Source organism: Clostridium sp. DSM 8431, assembly GCF_900116755.1.
GTDB lineage: Bacteria > Bacillota > Clostridia > Clostridiales > Clostridiaceae > Clostridium.
On sequence record NZ_FPBY01000027.1, the window covers coordinates 1 to 20,201 of the forward strand.

Sequence of the window (20,201 nt, forward strand, 5' to 3'; positions counted from 1 at the left end):
TTTATCAAGAGCCGTGTGCGAGGCCCGCATGCACGGTTCTGTGAGAGGAAAGACCTCAGAAAAAAATATTTCTGAGGTTCACCTACTCGATATTTATAAATAGTTATTACAGAGGTGGAGATAATAAATAGATAATAAACAATAAATATCTTTAACAATGTGGAACCGATGCCATGTGAGAAAAAACAATAAAAATAACGGAGGGATAAATATGTTGAAGTGGCTAAAATAGGTGGCTTGAAAGGAAATGAAAATATATTTAAACCTTTACTTGACAAAAAGTGTATGGAACTGATATTATATAAACATAACTTGGGGGGGTAAACGTTATACATAGGAGGGAAAACAATGAGTAAAGAGCAAGTTGTTGCTAGAGAAATCTTGAAAAACATTGGTGGAAAAGAAAATATAAAATCAATGGAACATTGTGCAACAAGATTAAGATTAATATTAGTAGATAAAGACAAAGTAAATGAAAAAGCAATTGAAAATATAGATGGAGTTAAGGGACAATATTTTGCAGCCGCTCAATTCCAAATAATATTAGGAACAGGTTTCGTAAATAAAGTTTTTGCTGAAATGAATAAAGAAGGAATTGAAACTGGAAACAATAAAGAAGAAGCATATGCAAATATGACTCCACTTCAAAAAGTTTCAAGAACTTTAGGTGACATTTTCGTTCCTATAATCCCAGTACTAGTTGCTACAGGATTATTTATGGGGCTTAACAGTTTATTAAAAACTTTAGGTGTAGTTTCAGGTGAAGGTAATTTCGCAACAGTACTTGGTATCTTAACAGATACAGCTTTCGCATTTTTACCAGCTTTAGTAGCATGGTCAACAATTAAAAAATTCGGTGGAACACCAGTTATCGGTATAGTACTTGGTTTAATGTTAGTATCAGGAAGTCTTCCAAATGCATATGATGTTGCTGCTGGAACAGCTAGTCCAATATATGTGCCAATAATGGGATTAGACATTCCTTTAGTAGGATATCAAGGATCAGTTCTGCCAGCTTTAATACTAGGAATTATAGCAGCTAAACTTGAAAAATCATTAAGAAAAGTTATACCGGATGTTATTGATTTAATAGTTACACCTTTCATAACATTAGCAGTTTCAATGGTACTTGGATTATTTGTTGTAGGACCAATAATGCATACAATTGAAGAATATATCTTAGCAGGATGTATATTATTTATGACACTTCCATTTGGTATAGGTGGAGCAGTAATTGGTGGTTTCCATCAATTAATAGTTGTATCAGGTATACACCACGTATTTAATGCTTTAGAAGTAGAATTATTATCTTCAGAAGGCGTTAACCAATTTAATGCACTTATTTCAGGAGCAATAGTAGCTCAAGGTGCAGCAACAATAGCAGTTGCTTTAAAGACAAAAGATAAGAAGAAGCGTTCATTATATTTATCATCAGCAGTTCCAGCATTTTTAGGAATTACTGAACCTGCAATATTTGGTGTTAACTTTAGATTTATAAAACCATTTATATATGGTTGTGTTGGTGGAGCTGCAGCTGGTTTATTCTCAGGAATAATTCATCTTGCAGGAACAGGAATGGGAGTTACAGCAGTACCAGGAATATTACTTTATTTAAACACAAATATAGTAGGCTACTTAATAGCTTGTGGAATTGGATTTGCAGTATCTTTCTTATTAACATATTTCTTATTTACACCAGAAGAATAGAATTGTATGATGATGCAAAATAGAGAGTCCTAATAGAGATACTAGGACTCTCTATTTATATATAGGGTAATTTTCAAGATTAAATATGATATAATACATTGGAAAAATGGGAAAAATTTTTAAGCTTAGGGGGAAGATATGAAAGTAACTATACAGGATATAGCCAATATGGTTGGAGTTTCTAAGAGTACTGTATCAAGGTATCTTAATGGAGGCTATGTAAGTGAAGAAAATGCAAAAAAAATTGGTGAAGCAGTTAAAAAAACAGGGTTTACTTCAAACTTTTTTGCAAAAAGACTTAAATCTGATAATAGTAAACTTATAGGAGTAATTTTGCCAAGAATAGATTCTTTTACAGCAGGGAAACTATTGAAGAGTATAAATAAAATATTAGAAGATAAAGGATATCAAGTAATTATAGCATCTAGTGAATTAGACAAGAAAAAAGAACTTGAATGTATAGATAAGTTTTATAAACAAGGGGTTGATGGAATAATAGTAATGGCATTTAACATTACTAAAGAAACTATTGCCATGGCAAATAAGCTTACTATACCAATAATATTTACTGGTCAAAATAATAATTTATTAAAATGTATAAAGATTGATGATAGAAAAGCAGGTAGAATACTTGGAGAGTACATCAAGAAACAAGGTCATAGAAATATAGTATTTCTTGGAGTTTCAGAAGATGATAAAGCAGTTGGTATTGAAAGAAAAGAAGGTTTTTATGAAGCCTTTGAAGATGTAGAATGCAATATAAGTTTTGTAGAAACAGGATTTTCTTTCGAAGAAGCTTATAGGTCTAGTAAAAAAGTTTTAAAATATAAACCAACAGCAGTTGTTGGAGCAACTGATAATATAATTCTAGGGTTTATTAGATATGCATTTGAAAGGAGATACAATATACCTGAAGATTTTTCAGTTGCTGGATTTGGAGGATATGACGTTGGCCTTGCGGTTCATCCAACAATAACAACTGTATGTATTGATTATGAGGCTCTTGGAAGGAAGGTAGCAGATTCAATGGTAGCAGCTATAGAGCTAGAAGAAATTAAAAATGAAAAAGAAGTTGAATTAAAGCTTATTGAAAGGCAAAGTGTAAAAAACATAGGATAAAAATTTAGGTTGTGAGGGTGATAAGAATGAAAGAATTTAAGGCATTAGAAGACATAAATTTAGATGTAATAGAATGTTATAGAAATAGTTATAATGATGATTGGAAATTAAACTATCATTTTGAAACGCCTTTTGGGTTAATTAATGATCCAAATGGATTAAGTTATTTTAATGGGGAATATTATTTATTCTTTCAATGGAATCCATTTGGATGTGAGCATAAGTTTAAGCATTGGGGCCTCGTGAAAACTAAAGATTTTGTGGAATTTACAGCACCTAAGGCAGTACTTTCTCCGACAGATTGGTATGATAAAAATGGCTGTTATTCAGGAAGTGCAATAGTTTATAATGACCATTTAGAACTTCTTTATACAGGTAATGTTAAAGACGAAGAAGGCAATAGAGAATCATATCAAGTTAGAGCTATATGTGATAAGAAAGATAATATTACTAAATTAGGTCCAACTCTTTCAGATGAAGAAAGACCAAAAGGATATACAGCTCACTTTAGAGATCCTAAGTTATTTAAAAAGGATGACAAATACTATTTTGTAATAGGAGCTCAGACAGATGAGTTATTTGGAAGAGCTTTATTATATAGTACTGAAAACTTTGAAGGGTGGAAATTTGAAGGGGAAATAGGCACATCATATAATGAATTTGGATTTATGTGGGAATGCCCAAGTCTTTTTGAACTTGAAGGAAAAGACGTCTTATTATTCTCACCACAGGGATTAGAAAAAGAAGAATTTAAAAATCAAAATATTTATCAATCGGGATATATTGTTGGAAAACTTAATTATGATACCTTAGTAATGAATCATAATGAATTTAAAGAAATTGATATGGGATTTGACTTTTATGCTCCTCAAGTATTTAATGATGATAAGGGAAGAACTATAATGATTGGATGGATGGGAATGCCTGAAGAAGAATCATTACATCCAACTGATAAATATAATAGAATGCATTGCTTAACTATGGCTAGAGAGTTAAGTCTTGATGGATATAAATTAATACAAAAACCTTTAGAAGAATATAAAAATTTAAGAGGTGAACTTCTTGCTAATATTGAAGACTCAGTGGGTAGTCAATGGGAAAGTTATAATATAGATAATAATAGTTATGAATTCTTATTAGATTTTAATAAGATGGATGCATCTGAGTTAGAATTAAGATTTGCTGTTTCAGATGAAGAGATGATGCTATTTAGATATGATTTTGAAGAAAATATTGCACTTTTAGATAGAAGTAATATGAAGTCTGGGGACAAAGGTGTTAGAAAACTTAAGTTAGATGATGAGGAAAACATAAAAATTCATATGTTCATGGATAATTCAGCAGTAGAAATATACTTAAATGATGGAAGAGAAGTAATTTCATCAAGAGTATATTCTGAAGATAAAGGAACTGGAGTGCAGTTTGTAACTAAAGGTAATATTAAAATTAATAATATGAAAATTTGGAGTTTAAAGGGAGTTAGATACAATGGATAAGGTATTTTGTATAGGCGAATTATTAATTGATTTTATAGGAAAAGATATTAATAAAGGAATTAAAAATGGAGTTAACTTTGAAAAGAAGGCTGGAGGAGCACCAGCTAATGTTGCAGCATCAGTTGTAAAATTAGGAGGAGAAGCAGTATTCTTAGGTCAAGTTGGAGATGATTCTTTCGGAAGATTCTTAGTTGAAACTTTAGAAAATGTTAATATAGATACAAGTATGACTAAGATGGAAGGGTGTACTACACTTGCTTTCGTTGCTATTGATGAAAATGGAGAAAGAGACTTTGAATTTAATAGAGGAAGCGATGGAGAATATTCATTTAATAGTATAGATTTAAGCAGAATAACTAATAATGATGTTTTACATTTTGGTTCTGCAACTGGTTTCTTAGAAGGAGAATTAAAGAATACTTACTTTAAACTATTAGACTATGGTAAGGAAAATGATATGTTTATTTCTTTTGACCCTAATTATAGAGATGCATTAATAACTGAAGAAAAGTTAGCAAGGTTTATTGAAGATTCCAAGACATTTGCAGAAAGTGCTGATTTTGTTAAGTTAAGTGATGAAGAAGTTAGACTTATAACTGGCATTAAAGATTTAAATGAAGGTGTAGATGAACTTCATAAAATAGGTGCAAAGGTTGTTGCGATAACTTTAGGAGCTGAAGGAACTTTAATTAGTAATGGTGAGGAGAAGACTGTAATACCTTCAATAAAGATTAAGCAAGTAGATTCAACAGGAGCTGGAGATTCATTTGTTGGAGCTGTATTAAAGCAAGTTGCTGATTTAGAAGATATGAAAAATATATCATTTAATAAGTGGAAAGAAATAATAGCTTATGCTAATAAGGTTGGAGCTATAACTTGTACTAATTATGGTGCAATAGATTCAATGCCTTATGCTAAGGATATTAAATAATAATTTATTTAAAGATACTGAGTAATTTCTTAATTGCTCGGTATCTTTTTTGAGGATGGTATAGTATTCCATTGAGGATATGAAATATATAGTATATATTATAAAGTAAAGTTTATAATATATAAGGGGATTTGTTTAAATGACTCTAATGTCATTTGGACAAGTCCCTTATTTTATTGACTCTATTGTTACTATAGAGTTTATAATTTCGCTTATATAACAATTCAGCTTGAGGTGATAAAAAATGACAAAACAATTTTTGAAGTACGCGGTTCCCTCAGCTTTGGCTATGTTTGTTTCATCTTTATATACAGTTATTGATGGAATATTTGTAGGTCAAGGTGTAGGGGATTTAGCACTTGCAGCAGTAAATGTAATAATGCCTTTTACAATAATGTTATTTGGAATTGCAAGTATGTTTGCAGTTGGTGGAGGAGCTTTAGTTTCTAAATATGTAGGAGCAAAAGATGAAGATTTAGCAATAGAAGTTTTTAGACAGGTTTTTAAATTCCTGCTTATCTTCAGTGTAATAATAAGTGTGGTTTGCGTTATTTTTGCAAGACCTTTAGCCTCTATTTTAGGAGCAACAGATAATATATTAAATTTAGCAACTGATTACTTAAGATTTTATGCAATGTTTTGTATACCTAATTTAATAGGTATAGCTTTAAATAGTTTTGTAAGAAATGACGGGAAACCCAAACTTGCAATGGCATCTACAATATTATGAGCAATTACTAATATAATTCTTGATTGTTTATTTATATTTGAGATTTCTTTAGGGATAAAAGGAGCAGCTATTGCTACAGGTCTTGGGCAAATAGTTACTGTTTCAATCTTGCTTCCTCATTTCATTTTTAAGAAAGGAATATTAACCTTTGGAAATGTAAAATTAAATAGAGAGAGCATTAAGGAATTCTCTAATATAGGACTTCCATCCTTTTTTAGTGAAGTAACTTTTTCTATAATAATATATCTAGCTAATATTGCTATTGTAAAAGTTGTTGGTGAAGAGGGACTTGCTGCATATAGTATTATGAATTATTTGACTACTAATGTTTACATGGTTTTATTTGGAGTGGCTATTGGTGTACAGCCTCTTATAAGTTATAATTATGGAGCTAAAAATAAAGAAAAGATGCTTAAGTTTCATAAGATGACTAATATAGCCTGTTTAATTGTTAATATAGTTTTTACTGCCACATGTTTTGTATTTGGCAGAGAAATTATAGGAGTATTTACATCTAATATAGAGTTAATAGAAATGACTTATGTAGGGTTAAATCTTATGAATTTATCATTCTTCCCTACAGGTGTAAACTTAGCTGCAACAATATATTATCAAGCTATAGAAATGCCAGGAAAGTCAAACTTAATATGTGCATTAAGAAGTGTAATAGTATTCCCTATATGTCTTATAATTTTATCTCTTGCTTTAGGTGCAGATGGAATTTGGGTATCAACATTAGTATCAGAGTCTATAACAATAGTAGTAATGATTCTTGTATCAAATTTAAAGAAATCAACAGAATTAGCATTAGGAGTATAAAAATTATTTAGAGGTGTTTAAAGTATGGAGTTTTCTATTGGAGAGATGAGTAAACTACATAATGTTTCTATTCAAACTCTTCGTTATTATGATAGAATAGGCCTTTTAAAGCCTGCATATGTAAACAAAGAGAATAACTATAGATACTATACAATAGATCAGTTTATAGTTATGGATATGATAAAATATTGTAAGCTTATGGGATTATCTTTAGAAGAAATAAAAGATTTAATAGGTACAGATATTACTCCAGAATCTATATATAAGGTGTTAGAAAAACAAAAAGAGTCTATTGATAAAAAGATAAGAGAACTTCAACAGACTAGGAATTATATTGATTTTTTGAAGGATAGAGTTAGTGTGGCTTTGGAAAGATCCTTAGGAGAAGTTGTGATAGAAGAATATGAAGAAAGAAAAGTTATAGCATATGAATATAGATCTGAAAGTATTAATGAACTTGAAATTAATCTTAGAAAGACTTTAATTGATGTAGAAAAAAATTATGGGATGTTAAATTCAGAAATTATTTTTTTAACTTCTTATGAAGATATAATAAAAGGAAATATTATATATACGAATATAATGATATATAATGAATATACAGATAGCTTAAGAGGAAACATAATTCCAAAAGGAAAGTATTTAAGTTTATATTATGATGATAATTATAGAGATAACTTTAAATATTATGAAAGACTCTTAAGATATGCAGAAGAAAATAATATTGAGCTTGAAGGCTGTTTCTATGAGTTTTCTATTATGCCTAAAATAGATATAGAAGGAAGAGAAAAGTCATTAGTACAGCTTACAATAAAGATTAAGGAGTAAAAATGAATAATTTAATAGACGGATTGATAGATAATAGTCTTTTTGATGGGGTAACGGAATATGAAATGCGAGAGATAATTAATGTTATCAATTATTCATCAAAGAATTACTTTAAAGGAGAAATAATTGCCCAAGAAGATGATGAGTGTAATGTTTTAGGATTAGTTGTAGAAGGAAAAGTTGTTGTAGAACGTCTATATCCTAGTGGGAAAGAGATAATAATGAAAAGGCTTAAAGCAGGGGATGTATTTGGAGAAGCTTTGATTTTTTCAGGTTTTAATAAATATCCAGCTACAGTAATGGCAATTGAGAATTGTAAAATTATATATTTAACTAAGCAGGAAATTATTAAATTATTCGCTTTCAAAGAAAGGTTTATGGAAAATTTCTTAAAGCTTCTAAGTGAAAAAGTTTTTACTTTAAATAGTAAAATAAAGAGTCTTTCTCTAAAAACAGTTAAGCAAAAGGTGGCTGATTATATTTTACAGGAAAGTATTATGCAGAAAACTAACAATATTAAACTTAATATAAGTAAAGAAGAATTAGCTTTAAATATTGGTATACCAAGACCTTCTCTTTCAAGGGAACTTATTAAACTTAGAGATGAAGGTCTTATAGAATTTGATAGACGTAATATAAAAATAATTGATGGAGAAAAATTAGAAGAAGTGTTATTTGATTAGTAGGTTGATACTAATATTAAATGATGATTTTTATATTATAATAGATGTATAACTTATAAAGGAAAAGGATGGCGAGTATGCAGTTACCTATTGAATTAAAAACAGCTATAGAAAATCAAATTACAGATATTAAGCATAATGAATTAAAAGATATTTCTAAGTCTATTACCGACAAATATAGAAATGAAAGCGGGAGAGGCAAACGTCTAATTAGTAAGGAAGCTGAAGCAGTTACTTATTCAGTAGTAAGAATGCCAGCAACCTTTGGAGCTGTTTATTCGGCCCTTGATTATACTTTGGATTTATATGATGATAAGATAAATACTTTACTAGATATAGGAGCAGGAACAGGAGCTGCTTCATGGGCAGCAGATTCTTTAATTAATTTAGAGAAGGTAGTATGCCTTGAGAGAGAAGAAGCAATGCGTAAAGTAGGACAAAAGATAATGAAGGAATCAGAATCAGAAGCCTTAATTAATACGGAATGGAAATCCTTTGATCTTACAAATGGAGAAATTGAAGATAAAGGTGATTTAGTTATTGCATCTTATGTTTTAAATGAACTTAGTGATGATGAAAGAATTAAAGCCGTAAGTAAATTATGGAATGCAACAAACAAGGTTTTATTAATAGTAGAACCAGGAACAAAGGTTGGATTCTCAAATTTAAAGAAGATTCGTAAGCAGCTTATAGAAAGTGGAGCTAATATTATAGCACCATGTCCCCATGAAAAGGAATGTGAAATAGATAGCTGGTGTCATTTTACATGTAGAATACCAAGAAGCAAATTACATAAGGAAGTAAAAAATGGAGATGTTCCTTATGAAGATGAAAAATTTTCATACATAGCAGTATCAAAAGAAGATTGCAGAAAGACAGACATGCGTATATTAAGACATCCTATAATAAAAAAAGGTAGAGTTAATATTGAAGTATGCTGTGATGATGGAATCAAAAATATTGAGTTATATAAGAAAGATAAAGAAGCTTATAAGCAGGCAAGAAAAGCTGATTGGGGAGATGGCATATCTAAATAACATATAATTGAGTGTAAAAAATGAGAATTCAGAGGTTTGAATTCTCATTTTTTTAATGAATAGCAATAAAAATCATAATAAATTATTCTGGAGATAATATTTTATAAATTATTTACCATGATTTTTGGAATAAAAGCGAATAAAAATACACGTACACTTTAAAATAATTATTTTTTTAAAAATGTAACAAATGTTACAGTTTTAATTTTCTCAAGTAGTTATAATGTGATTATAAATTCGAGGTAAGTGAGGAGAATAAATTTATGGAAAATGAAATGTTCTGTTTTCAATGTCAAGAGACAGCTGGATGTAAAGCATGTACTAAATTTGGAGTATGTGGAAAAAGCCCAGATTTAGCTAGAATGCAAGATTTATTAATATATGTTACAAAAGGATTATCAGAAGTAACAACTAGATTAAGAAAAGAAAATAAAGCTATTCCTGAAGAAGTAAATCATTATATAACTATAAACTTATTTACAACAATAACAAATGCAAACTTTGATGAGGCAGTATTCTATGAAAGAGTTAAAGAAACTTTAAGAATGAAGAATGAATTATTATCTAAGTTAGATGATAAGGAAAATCTTTCTGAAGCAGCTCTTTGGTACACAGAATCTAATGAAGAAATAGATAAGAAATTAGGATTAATCGAAAAACTTAAGAATGCTTTCGGTGGAAGTAAAGAAGTTGATTTCGTAGATTCAGTTTTAGATGAAAAATCAAGATCAGAACAAGTTGGTGTACTTGCAACTAAAGATGAAGATATAAGAAGTTTAAGAGAACTTATTACATACGGATTAAAGGGTATGTCTGCATACCTTAAACATGCAAATGAATTAGACTATGACAGCGAAGATGTTAGCGCATTTATGCAAAAAGCTTTAGCTGACCTTTTAGATGATTCATTAACAGTTGAAGATTTAGTAGCTTTAACTCTAGAAACTGGTAGAGTTGGAGTAGAAGGTATGGCATTATTAGATAAAGCTAATACTGAAAGTTATGGTAACCCAGAAATGACTAAGGTTAATATAGGTGTTGGTAAGAACCCTGGAATATTAATCTCAGGACATGACTTAAGAGACTTAGAACAATTATTACTACAAACAGAAGGTACAGGAGTTGACGTATATACTCACTCAGAAATGTTACCAGCTCACTACTATCCACAATTAAAGAAGTACAAGCACTTAGTAGGTAACTACGGTAATGCATGGTGGAAACAAAAAGAAGAATTCGAAGCTTTCAACGGACCAATATTAATGACTACAAACTGTATAGTTCCTCCAACATCAAAGGAAACTTATAAGGATAGAATGTTCACAACAGGTGCAGCAGGATTCCCAGGATGTAAGCATATAGAAAGAGATGAAAGTGGACATAAAGACTTCACAGAAATAATAGAATTAGCTAAGAAGTGTAAAGCTCCAACTGAATTAGAAACAGGAGAAATCATTGGTGGATTTGCTCATTCTCAAGTATTTGCTTTAGCTGATAAAGTTGTTGAAGCTGTTAAATCAGGAGCAATCAAGAAATTCTTCGTAATGGCAGGATGTGACGGTAGAGCTAAATCAAGAAACTACTACACAGATTTTGCTAAGGCGCTTCCAAAGGATACAGTTATCTTAACTGCAGGATGTGCTAAGTACAAATACAACAAGTTAGACCTTGGAGATATCGGTGGAATTCCAAGAGTTCTAGATGCAGGACAATGTAACGATTCTTATTCATTAGCTCTTATAGCATTAAAGCTTAAAGAAGTATTTGAATTAGATGATATAAACGAATTACCAATCGCATTCAATATTGCATGGTATGAACAAAAAGCTGTAATAGTATTATTATCATTATTACACTTAGGTGTTAAGAATATTCACTTAGGACCAACACTTCCAGCATTCCTTTCACCAAATGTAACTAAAGTTTTAGTTGAAAACTTCGGTATCGGTGGAATTACTAATGTTGAAGATGATATGAAAATGTTTATGGAACAATAAGAGATAAATTAATTGTCGATTTAATTAGATAAATAAACCTAACCTAAAGCTGTATCAGAATGATTGTAACATCATTTTGATGCAGTCTTTTTTGACGTATAGAAAATTTAAATTTTTTGATAGCGAGCACTGATTGTTATAGGCTTTTAGTTATGCAATTTCTTCAATACGTCAAAAAGAAAAAATATAGTGCCGCAAAAGAAAGCTGATTCCTGCACTGAAAAGCGTGACGTCAGCCAATTTGTTCCTTTATTTTTTGAGTGTTTTTTTATTGGAAAAGGTTATAATACAAATACTAAGATTAGATACTTTCTGATCTTATAAACATAGGAATAACTAACTATATTCATGCTATAACAAAGGAGAAAAGATTATGCTTAGTACTACTTGTAGTGAATGTATAAGAAGATGCGATGACTTCTGTTTAAGTAGAGTATCTATATTTAAAAATTTAGAAGGGGATCAAAAGGTAGATGTTTTAAAAAAGATAGATCATAGACAATATAAAAAAGGTGATGTGATTTTTAATGAAGGTGACAATTCCAAAACATTATATTTTATGAGTTCTGGAAAGATAAAACTTTATAAATATACTACAGATGGAAAAGAGCAGATAATTAATGTGTTATCTGATGGAGAATTTTTTGGAGAGTTTAGTATCTTGAAAAATACAAATTACAGAGTAAATGCAAGAGCAATAACAGACTGTAAAATTTGCACTTTAACTAGTAATGAAATTAGAGATATAATAGCTAAAAAGCCAGAAGTATCAATAAGTATTATGGAATCATTAGCAGAAAGACTTTCAGAGGCAGAATCTTTAGCTAGAAGTTTAGCAACTAATGATGTGGAGGCAAGATTAGCATACCTTTTAACAAGTTTAATAAATAAGTATGGGGTAGATAAGAAAGATGGTATAGAAATAACTCTACCTATTAATAGAGAGGATATGGCTAATTATATTGGAGTTACTAGGGAAACTATAAGCAGAAAGCTTAAGAAATTTGAACATGAAGATATAATAAAAATTGTAGGTAATAAAAAGATTATTGTTTTAAATAGAGAATTTTTTTATGATTATATATAGAAATATGGAGATGTATATAAATGATTTTTATTCATTTATATGCATCTCCTTTTAATTTATTTTTTCTTTTGCTTTTTAGAATTATTCATATAAGTAAGGACAATAGCAAGAGCTGTTGAAAATAATACCCAAGGTAATGCGGCTATTAAAAAATCATACATAGGATTTTTCCTCCTTCATATATTAAATAAATTTAAATATAAATTGAATACAAAATTACTATATATGTAAATTATACCGTAAAAATAGTGCTATGCAAATAATTCTATATAAAATAACGAAGCATACATTTTTATATGCTTCGTTTGAGTATTATAGTCCTAAGTCTTCTATAATTTGTTCTGGAGTTATACGATTTTCTTTTAAGATATCTTCTACTTTATATCTATCAATGAATTCTTTCTTAAATCCATAGTTATAAACTTTTACGTCACTAGGACCATAGAAGCTAGCTATTTTTTCACCGAAACCACCATCTAAAATACCATCTTCTAAAGTAACTATTTGGCTGTGGTCTGCTTTTAGACTTTCTAATGTATCTACATCTATTCCTGTTATATAACGAGGATTAATTAATGTTGGAGCAGTACCTGTTTTTTCTTCAATTGCTTTAGCTAATGCTTCACCTATTTGATAGAAATCTCCAAGAGCTAATATAGCAATATTGCTTCCTTTTTGAGTTACTTTATAAGTATTTAAGTTGCTGTAGTCTGTATCAACAGTTTCATTAGTATGAATTACTCCATTGCAAGGAATACGTACTGCAACTGGATGTTCATTTTGTTCTATACTCCAATCAAGCATTGCAAAGTATTCTTCACTGTTAGTTGGTGCAAGATATACTAGTTCAGGAATGTTTGACATCATAGGAATATCAAATATACCTAAGTGAGTTACATCATTCATACCATAAATAGAAGCTGTATTTACTAAAAGTGTTGCAGGATTTTTATTTATACATAAATCTTGAGAAATTTGATCATAAGTTCTTTGCATAAAGCTTGAGTGAGTTGCAAATACTGGCTTACCACCATTTTTTGCCATACCAGAAGCAAGAGCAACAGCATGTTCTTCAGCAATACCAACATCTATAAATTGTTTTCCAGCTTCTTTACGTCTATCTTCTGTAAATCCTATATTAGTAGGAACACCAGCAACAATAGCAGCAACTGTTTTGTCAGCTTTCATTTTCTTTAATAAGTATTCAGCTGTCATATTACCATAGCTTTCACCACTGAAAGATCTAGTTGTTTCTCCTGTTTCAGTATTAAATGGCATATGCCAGTGCCAGTCTTCTTTCTTTTCTTCTGCTATAGCATATCCTTTACCTTTTTTGGTATTTATATGAACAACTATAGGATGGTTAATATCTTTAACTGATTTGAAAGTTTCAATTAACTTTTCTAAGTCATTACCATCATTTAAGTATACATAATCTAATCCCATTGCTTTGAATAAATTACATTCACATTTTCCATTGCTTTCACGTAGTTCTTTTAAGTTTTTATAGAAACCACCATGGTTTTCAGCAATAGACATATCATTATCATTTACAACAATAATGAAGTTAGTGTCCATATCTCCAGCAAAATGAAGACCTTCTAAAGCTTCACCACCACTTAAAGAACCATCACCTATAACAGCAATAATGTTCTCTTTATCTCCTTTTAAATCTCTAGCTTTTGCAAGACCAGATGCAAGGCTTACAGAAGTAGAAGTATGACCTATATTAAAGAAGTCATGAGCACTTTCATCAGGATTTGTATATCCAGAAACATCATTAAAATGTTCATCATATAAATAAGCATCTTGTCTTCCAGTAAGCATTTTGTGTGGATAACTTTGGTGAGATACATCATATACAATTTTATCTACAGGTGAATTGAATACATAATGTAAAGCAATAATTGAATCTGTCATACCAAGGTTTGGCCCAACATGACCACCTTTCTTACTTACACGGTTTATAAGAGCTTTACGAATTTCTTCAGCTAATTTTCTTAATTCATCTATATTTAATTTTTTAACATCATCAGGTGTTTTTATCTTTTCTAAGTACATATTAAAACTCCTTTTCTTTGTTTATTAGTAACATTATTATGCCCTATATATCAAATTATAAATGTTAGAGTTAACTCTAAGTCAAGTGTATTTGTTTATAAAAAATATATTTTTTTATAGAAAATAAAAATTTTGATTTAAATCACATTATATTCATTGAATTAAAAATATAATAAAGTCATAAAAGTCGAGAATACGGAGAAATGGAGATGAAAATTATGAAAATAGTATTTTTTAGTGGAACAGGTAATACAGAAAAAATGGCTAATTTAATCAGTGATGGAATTAAGAGTGCTGGTAAAGAAGTAGAATTAATAAGTGTAGAATCAGCATCTCTAAATGATGTAAAGGATGAAGAAATAATAATCTTAGGATGTCCAGCTTATGGAGATGAATCTCTAGAAAGTTCTATGGACTCATTTGTAGATGAATTAGATGGCTCTATTTCAGGAAAGAAAGTTGCTTTATTTGGCTCATATGGATGGGGCGATGGAACTTGGATGAGAGAATGGGAAGATAGAATGAAAGGTATGGGAGCTATTCTTGTAGAAGAAGGATTAATTGTTAATGAAGCAGACGATGATGATGAAAGCTCTATTGAATTTGGAAAGAAAATAGCAAGATTATAATAGTATATAATAAAGTTTTAGGCTCTCTGGCTGTGCAGTTGTAACTCTGTGCAGCCAGTATTTTTATGTGGTTAAAACTATAATAAAATATTGATATCTATATGATAGGTTACAGCAAAAACATCTTGATAAAAGCTGGAAAATAGTCTAAAAATTAAAAAATATCTTTAAATTGACCTAAAAATAACATATAATTAAAATAGTTATAAAAACGATTTGATGATATGAATAACATTACTAGAGTATAAGCTTGATATCTTGTGTAATGGTTTTCTGTATAAATGTAATAAGTAAAAATTAAAGGGGGGATTCTTATATGGATGTTAAGCTTATAAATGTTGGATTTGGTAACATAGTTGCACTAAATAGAGTCATAGCAATATTAAGTCCAGATTCTTCACCTATAAAAAGGTTGATTCAAGAAGCTAAAAATAAAGGAATATTAATTAATGCGGCTTGTGGCAGAAAAACAAGATCTGTTATTGTAATTGATAGTGGGCATATAATATTATCAGCTATTCAACCTGAAACAATAGGTCGAAAAATTTAATATTTATTAATTAACATTGTAGTATAGAGAAAAGCTATACTGCAATTTTTTTGTTTTTAGAAATTTTTTGTTGAAAAAAATCAAAAAAAATTTTATAATAGGTAGCATGCTATCTTTTTTCTATAGGAGGTGTTTTTTTGAGTAAGTTAATAGATCCAAGAGATGCGAACGACTTAAATGGAATATTAATTAAACATATTAGTCATGCACTTATTAATATGAGAAATAAAAATCTAATGCAATTCGATATTACAGCAGTACAGGAAGATGTACTTATTTTTTTGTGGAAAAATAGGGATAGAGAAAATATTTATCAAAGGGATATTGAATCATATCTAAAGTTAAAAACTCCAACAGTTACGGGAATATTAAAGAGACTAGAAGAGAAAAAAATGATTATAAGATATCCAGATAAAAGAGATGGAAGATGTACGTGCCATAAGCTTACGGATAAAGGAAAATATGTTGTTCAACATGCTTTTAATCATGAAATTGTAAATATGGAAAAACAGTTAGTGAATAATATGACTGAAGAAGAAAAAACTAATCTTAATAACCTATTAAAAAAGATACTAAAGAATGTAGAAGAAAATAAATAGAGAGGTGAGATACTAATGCTAAAAAAATTATACCCATACTTGAAAAAGTATAAAAAAGAAGCTTGTTTCGCTATTTTATGTGCAGCTTTTGAAGCGGTATTTGAATTAATTATACCACTTGTTATGGCTAAAATAGTCGACGTTGGAATAAGTAATAAGGATATAGCTTATACAATTAAGTTAGGTATTCTTATGGTAGTTATGGCTTTAATATCATTATCATTAGGTCTTGGTGCAGCAAGATTTGCGGCAATTTCTGGACAAGGTTTAGGTGCAGAAATAAGAGAAGCAGAATATAAAAAGATTCAAACATTCTCTTTTAAGAATATTGAACACTTTAGTACAGCTTCATTAATTACTCGTTTAACAACAGATATAACAGCTATACAAAATGCTTTTACTATTGGAGTTAAACTTTTAGTTAGAGGACCTATGATGCTAATTTGTGCATTTACATTATCAGTATTTATAAGTCCAAAATTATCACTTATATTCTTAGTTTCAATGCCAGTTTTAGTTATTGCAATATATACAATTATAAGAAATGCAACTCCAAAATTTAAGAGTATGCAAGGAAAAATTGACAATATAAATACAGTTGTTCAAGAAAACCTAATAGGTGTACGTGTTGTTAAATCTTTCGTTAGAGCTAATAAGGAAAAAGAGAAGTTCGATAAGAGAAACGATGATTTATTAGCTATGTCAGAAGGTGCTTTTGGACTAGTAGTATTAAATATGCCTATAATGCAAGCAGTAGTATTTGCAAGCCTTATAGCAATACTTTGGTTTGGTGGAAACATGGTTCATGAAGGAACTCTTGCAGTTGGGGAACTTACAAGTTTCTTCACTTATTCATTCCAAATATTAATGTCACTTATGATGATTTCAATGGTTTTAATGATGGTTTCAAGATCTTTTGCTTCAGCTGAACGTATAATTAAAGTTTTAGAAGAAGAACCAGATATAGTAGATCCAGCAAATCCAGTTATGGAAGTTAAGAATGGTGATATTGAATTTAAGAATGTTGACTTTAAATATGATCATGATAGTGAAGAGTTAAATCTTTCTAGTATTGATATAAAGATTAAATCAGGACAAACTGTTGGTATTATTGGTGGAACAGGATCAGCTAAAACAAGTTTAGTTCAACTTATACCAAGATTATATGATGTAACTCAAGGTGAAGTCTTAGTTGGAGATGTTAATGTTAAAGATTATCACCTTGAAACTTTACGTAATGAAGTTGCTATGGTTCTTCAAAAGAACACTTTATTCTCAGGAACTATTAGAGAAAACCTTAAGTGGGGTAATGAAAATACGACACAAGAACAAATTGAAGCAGCATGTAAAGCAGCTTGTGTAGATGAGTTCATTGATAGACTACCAGGAGGATATGACATGGTTCTAGACCAAGGTGGTGTCAACGTATCTGGTGGTCAAAAGCAAAGATTATGTATAGCAAGAGCTATTTTAAAACAACCTAAGATTTTAATTTTAGATGATAGTACAAGTGCTGTAGATACTGCTACAGATGCAAAAATAAGAAAAGCTTTTGCAGAAGACTTAGGAGACACAACAAAGATAATTATTGCTCAAAGAGTAATATCAGTATGTGATGCAGATTTAATTATTGTAATGGATGATGGTAAAGTATCAGCCATGGGAACACATGATGAATTAATGAAAACTAGTGAAATCTATCAAGATGTCTATAATTCTCAACAGAAGGGAGCTGGTTTTGATGAGTAAAGAAAAGAAACATGGCCCTAAGAATCTAGGGAAAACTTTAGGCAGATTACTAAGTTATACAGCAAAGTATAAAGGTTTATTAGCTTTAGTTTTTATATTTATAATTATAAACTCAACAGCATTAGTAACAGGTTCATATTTACTAAAGCCTTTAATAAATGATTACATACTTCCAGGTGACTTTGGAGGAGTAGCTAGAATGCTTACTATCTTAGGTATAGTATTTGCATGTGGTGCATTAGCTTCTTATGGTTACTCAAGAATTATGGTACATATAGCTCAAAATTCTATTAGGGATTTGAGAAAAGAATTATTTGAAAAGATGCAAATTCTTCCTGTTAGTTATTTTGATTGGAATAACCATGGAGACATAATGAGTCTTTTCACAAATGATATTGATAATATAAATGAAGCTTTAAATAACAGTGTTACTAATATAGTAGCTTCATCATTAACTTTTATTTCTACACTTATCATGATGTTTGTTTTAAGTCCAATTCTAGGTGTATTAACTGTAATAGGACTTTCGATAATGGTTCTTTTAACTAGAAGATTAGGATCAAAAAGTAAATATTATTTTGGACTTCAACAAAAGAATATTGGTAAGTTAAATGGATATGTTGAAGAAATGATAGAAGGTCAAAGAGTAGTTAAGGTATTCTGTCATGAAGAAAAAGCAATAGAAGGCTTCAATGAACACAATGAAGACTTAAGAGTAGCTTCTACAGGAGCTCAAACTTTTGCTGGTATGATAATGCCTACTTTCGGAAACCTTTCTCACATCAACTATGCTATAAGTTGCTGTGTTGGTGGGATATTAACTATTGGAGGTATGTTAGACCTTGGTACATTAGTATCTTATCTTCAATATACAAAACAGGTAACTAACCCAATAGCTCAGGTATCTCAACAAATGAATGTTATTTTAGCTGCCTTAGCTGGTGCTGAAAGAATATTTGATGTTTTAGATAAAGAACCTGAATTAGATGAAGGAAAGATAACATTAGTACATGCTACAAAAGATCCAAAAGGAAATCTAAAAGAAAGTACTACACGTACAAATCGTTGGGCTTGGAAGAAAGAAGATGGCTCTTTAGTAGAACTAAAAGGTGAAGTTATATTTGATGATATTGTTTTTGGATATTATCCTGAAAAGACAATATTAAAGAATATTTCATTATATGCTAAACCAGGACAAAAGATTGCCTTTGTTGGTTCAACTGGTGCTGGTAAAACAACTATTACTAACTTAATTAATAGATTCTATGAAATACAATCAGGTACTATAACTTATGATGGTATAGATATACATGATATTAAAAAGGATGATTTAAGAAGATCTCTTGGAATAGTTCTTCAAGATACTCACCTTTTCACAGGTACAATTGCAGATAATATAAGATATGGTAAGTTAGATGCAACTGATGAAGAAGTTATAGCAGCAGCTAAACTTGCAAATGCTGATGGATTCATTAGACATCTTCCTCATGGATATGATACAGTCCTTACTGGAGATGGAGAAGGTTTATCTCAAGGTCAAAGACAATTACTTGCTATAGCTAGAGCAGCAGTAGCTAATCCACCAGTTCTTATACTTGATGAGGCTACAAGTTCTATAGATACTAGAACTGAAAAGTTAATTCAAGAAGGTATGGACAAACTTATGGAAGGTAGAACAGTATTTGTTATTGCACATAGACTTTCTACTATTAAGAACTCAGATGCCATAATGGTTCTTGAACAAGGTGAAATAATTGAAAGAGGATCTCATAAAGATCTACTTGATAAGAAGGGTAGATACCATCAATTATATACTGGTAAAAAAGAATTAGACTAAATTAGAAACTTAAATATAGAGATATGTTTGAATGATTAAATACTATTCAGACATATCTCTTTTTTTATGTGTAGGAAAGTTTAAAATTTTCAAGAAAGTAAAACGTGATAAATAGGGACTTTCAGCTATCTAAGGTGGTAAAGACATTAGAAAATAATTGTAGTGACGTAAAAGAACCTAAAAGCAAAATAATTAAATTGTATTTTAATATGAAGTTATTTTGCTTTTATAACCTTTTGATAGGCTATGCAAAGTTGATTTCTGCGCCGAAAAGCGTGGCGTCAGCCACTTTGCTCATTTAGAAAATTATAAAGTTATTTAGAATAATATTAACCTAAATTA

The 20,201-nt window shown here is 29.9% G+C and carries 17 protein-coding genes; 16 read left to right on the plus strand and 1 reads right to left on the minus strand.

The features are described 5' to 3' along the window. Positions 1-348: 348 nt before the first annotated feature. The 11 genes from BM384_RS04305 to BM384_RS04350 all read left to right on the plus strand — a co-directional run bounded on the left by BM384_RS04305 (position 349) and on the right by BM384_RS04350 (position 12,434). Positions 349-1,707, plus strand: coding sequence for a sucrose-specific PTS transporter subunit IIBC (locus tag BM384_RS04305; protein ID WP_090011423.1), 1,359 nt, complete (start codon positions 349-351; stop codon positions 1,705-1,707). A 138-nt stretch (positions 1,708-1,845) separates the two neighbouring features. Beyond that, entirely contained in the window at positions 1,846-2,826 is a 981-nt protein-coding gene (locus tag BM384_RS04310) for a LacI family DNA-binding transcriptional regulator (RefSeq protein ID WP_090011426.1), read from the plus strand. A 26-nt stretch (positions 2,827-2,852) separates the two neighbouring features. After that, entirely contained in the window at positions 2,853-4,322 is a 1,470-nt protein-coding gene (locus BM384_RS04315; RefSeq protein ID WP_090011428.1) for a glycoside hydrolase family 32 protein, read from the plus strand. Then, positions 4,315-5,253 carry a carbohydrate kinase family protein gene (locus tag BM384_RS04320; RefSeq protein ID WP_090011430.1) on the plus strand — a complete coding sequence of 313 codons (939 nt, stop codon included), beginning with the start codon at positions 4,315-4,317 and terminating at the stop codon, positions 5,251-5,253. Before BM384_RS04315 ends, BM384_RS04320 begins: the two co-directional genes overlap by 8 nt. 244 nt (positions 5,254-5,497) lie before the next feature. Beyond that, positions 5,498-5,983, plus strand: coding sequence for an MATE family efflux transporter (locus BM384_RS18115; protein ID WP_242945950.1), 486 nt, complete (start codon positions 5,498-5,500; stop codon positions 5,981-5,983). A 108-nt stretch (positions 5,984-6,091) separates the two neighbouring features. Continuing rightward, positions 6,092-6,802: an MATE family efflux transporter gene (locus tag BM384_RS18120; RefSeq protein WP_242945951.1), complete on the plus strand. Its 711-nt coding sequence runs from the start codon at positions 6,092-6,094 to the stop codon at positions 6,800-6,802. A gap of 24 nt (positions 6,803-6,826) precedes the next feature. Beyond that, entirely contained in the window at positions 6,827-7,630 is an 804-nt protein-coding gene (locus BM384_RS04330) for a MerR family transcriptional regulator (protein WP_090011432.1), read from the plus strand. 2 nt (positions 7,631-7,632) lie between these two features. Further along, entirely contained in the window at positions 7,633-8,313 is a 681-nt protein-coding gene (locus tag BM384_RS04335; RefSeq protein ID WP_090011434.1) for a Crp/Fnr family transcriptional regulator, read from the plus strand. Between the two features lie 77 nt (positions 8,314-8,390). Next, positions 8,391-9,350: a small ribosomal subunit Rsm22 family protein gene (locus tag BM384_RS04340; RefSeq protein WP_090011436.1), complete on the plus strand. Its 960-nt coding sequence runs from the start codon at positions 8,391-8,393 to the stop codon at positions 9,348-9,350. 263 nt (positions 9,351-9,613) lie between these two features. Beyond that, positions 9,614-11,347, plus strand: coding sequence for a hydroxylamine reductase (gene hcp, locus BM384_RS04345; RefSeq protein WP_090011438.1), 1,734 nt, complete (start codon positions 9,614-9,616; stop codon positions 11,345-11,347). A 373-nt stretch (positions 11,348-11,720) separates the two neighbouring features. Continuing rightward, positions 11,721-12,434, plus strand: coding sequence for a Crp/Fnr family transcriptional regulator (locus BM384_RS04350; protein ID WP_090011440.1), 714 nt, complete (start codon positions 11,721-11,723; stop codon positions 12,432-12,434). Between the two features lie 312 nt (positions 12,435-12,746). On the opposite strand, the gene BM384_RS04355 is transcribed toward BM384_RS04350, so the two are convergent. Next, entirely contained in the window at positions 12,747-14,495 is a 1,749-nt protein-coding gene (locus BM384_RS04355) for a 1-deoxy-D-xylulose-5-phosphate synthase (RefSeq protein WP_090011442.1), read from the minus strand. A gap of 218 nt (positions 14,496-14,713) precedes the next feature. On the opposite strand from BM384_RS04355, the gene BM384_RS04360 reads away from it, so the two are divergent. The 5 genes from BM384_RS04360 to BM384_RS04380 all read left to right on the plus strand — a co-directional run bounded on the left by BM384_RS04360 (position 14,714) and on the right by BM384_RS04380 (position 19,859). Then, positions 14,714-15,124: a flavodoxin gene (locus BM384_RS04360; RefSeq protein ID WP_090011444.1), complete on the plus strand. Its 411-nt coding sequence runs from the start codon at positions 14,714-14,716 to the stop codon at positions 15,122-15,124. Between the two features lie 316 nt (positions 15,125-15,440). Further along, entirely contained in the window at positions 15,441-15,674 is a 234-nt protein-coding gene (locus BM384_RS04365) for a DUF370 domain-containing protein (RefSeq protein WP_090011446.1), read from the plus strand. A 137-nt stretch (positions 15,675-15,811) separates the two neighbouring features. Beyond that, positions 15,812-16,273: a MarR family winged helix-turn-helix transcriptional regulator gene (locus tag BM384_RS04370; RefSeq protein ID WP_090011448.1), complete on the plus strand. Its 462-nt coding sequence runs from the start codon at positions 15,812-15,814 to the stop codon at positions 16,271-16,273. Between the two features lie 15 nt (positions 16,274-16,288). Beyond that, positions 16,289-18,022 carry an ABC transporter ATP-binding protein gene (locus BM384_RS04375; RefSeq protein ID WP_090011450.1) on the plus strand — a complete coding sequence of 578 codons (1,734 nt, stop codon included), beginning with the start codon at positions 16,289-16,291 and terminating at the stop codon, positions 18,020-18,022. After that, entirely contained in the window at positions 18,015-19,859 is a 1,845-nt protein-coding gene (locus BM384_RS04380) for an ABC transporter ATP-binding protein (RefSeq protein WP_090011452.1), read from the plus strand. Before BM384_RS04375 ends, BM384_RS04380 begins: the two co-directional genes overlap by 8 nt. Positions 19,860-20,201 lie beyond the last annotated feature (342 nt).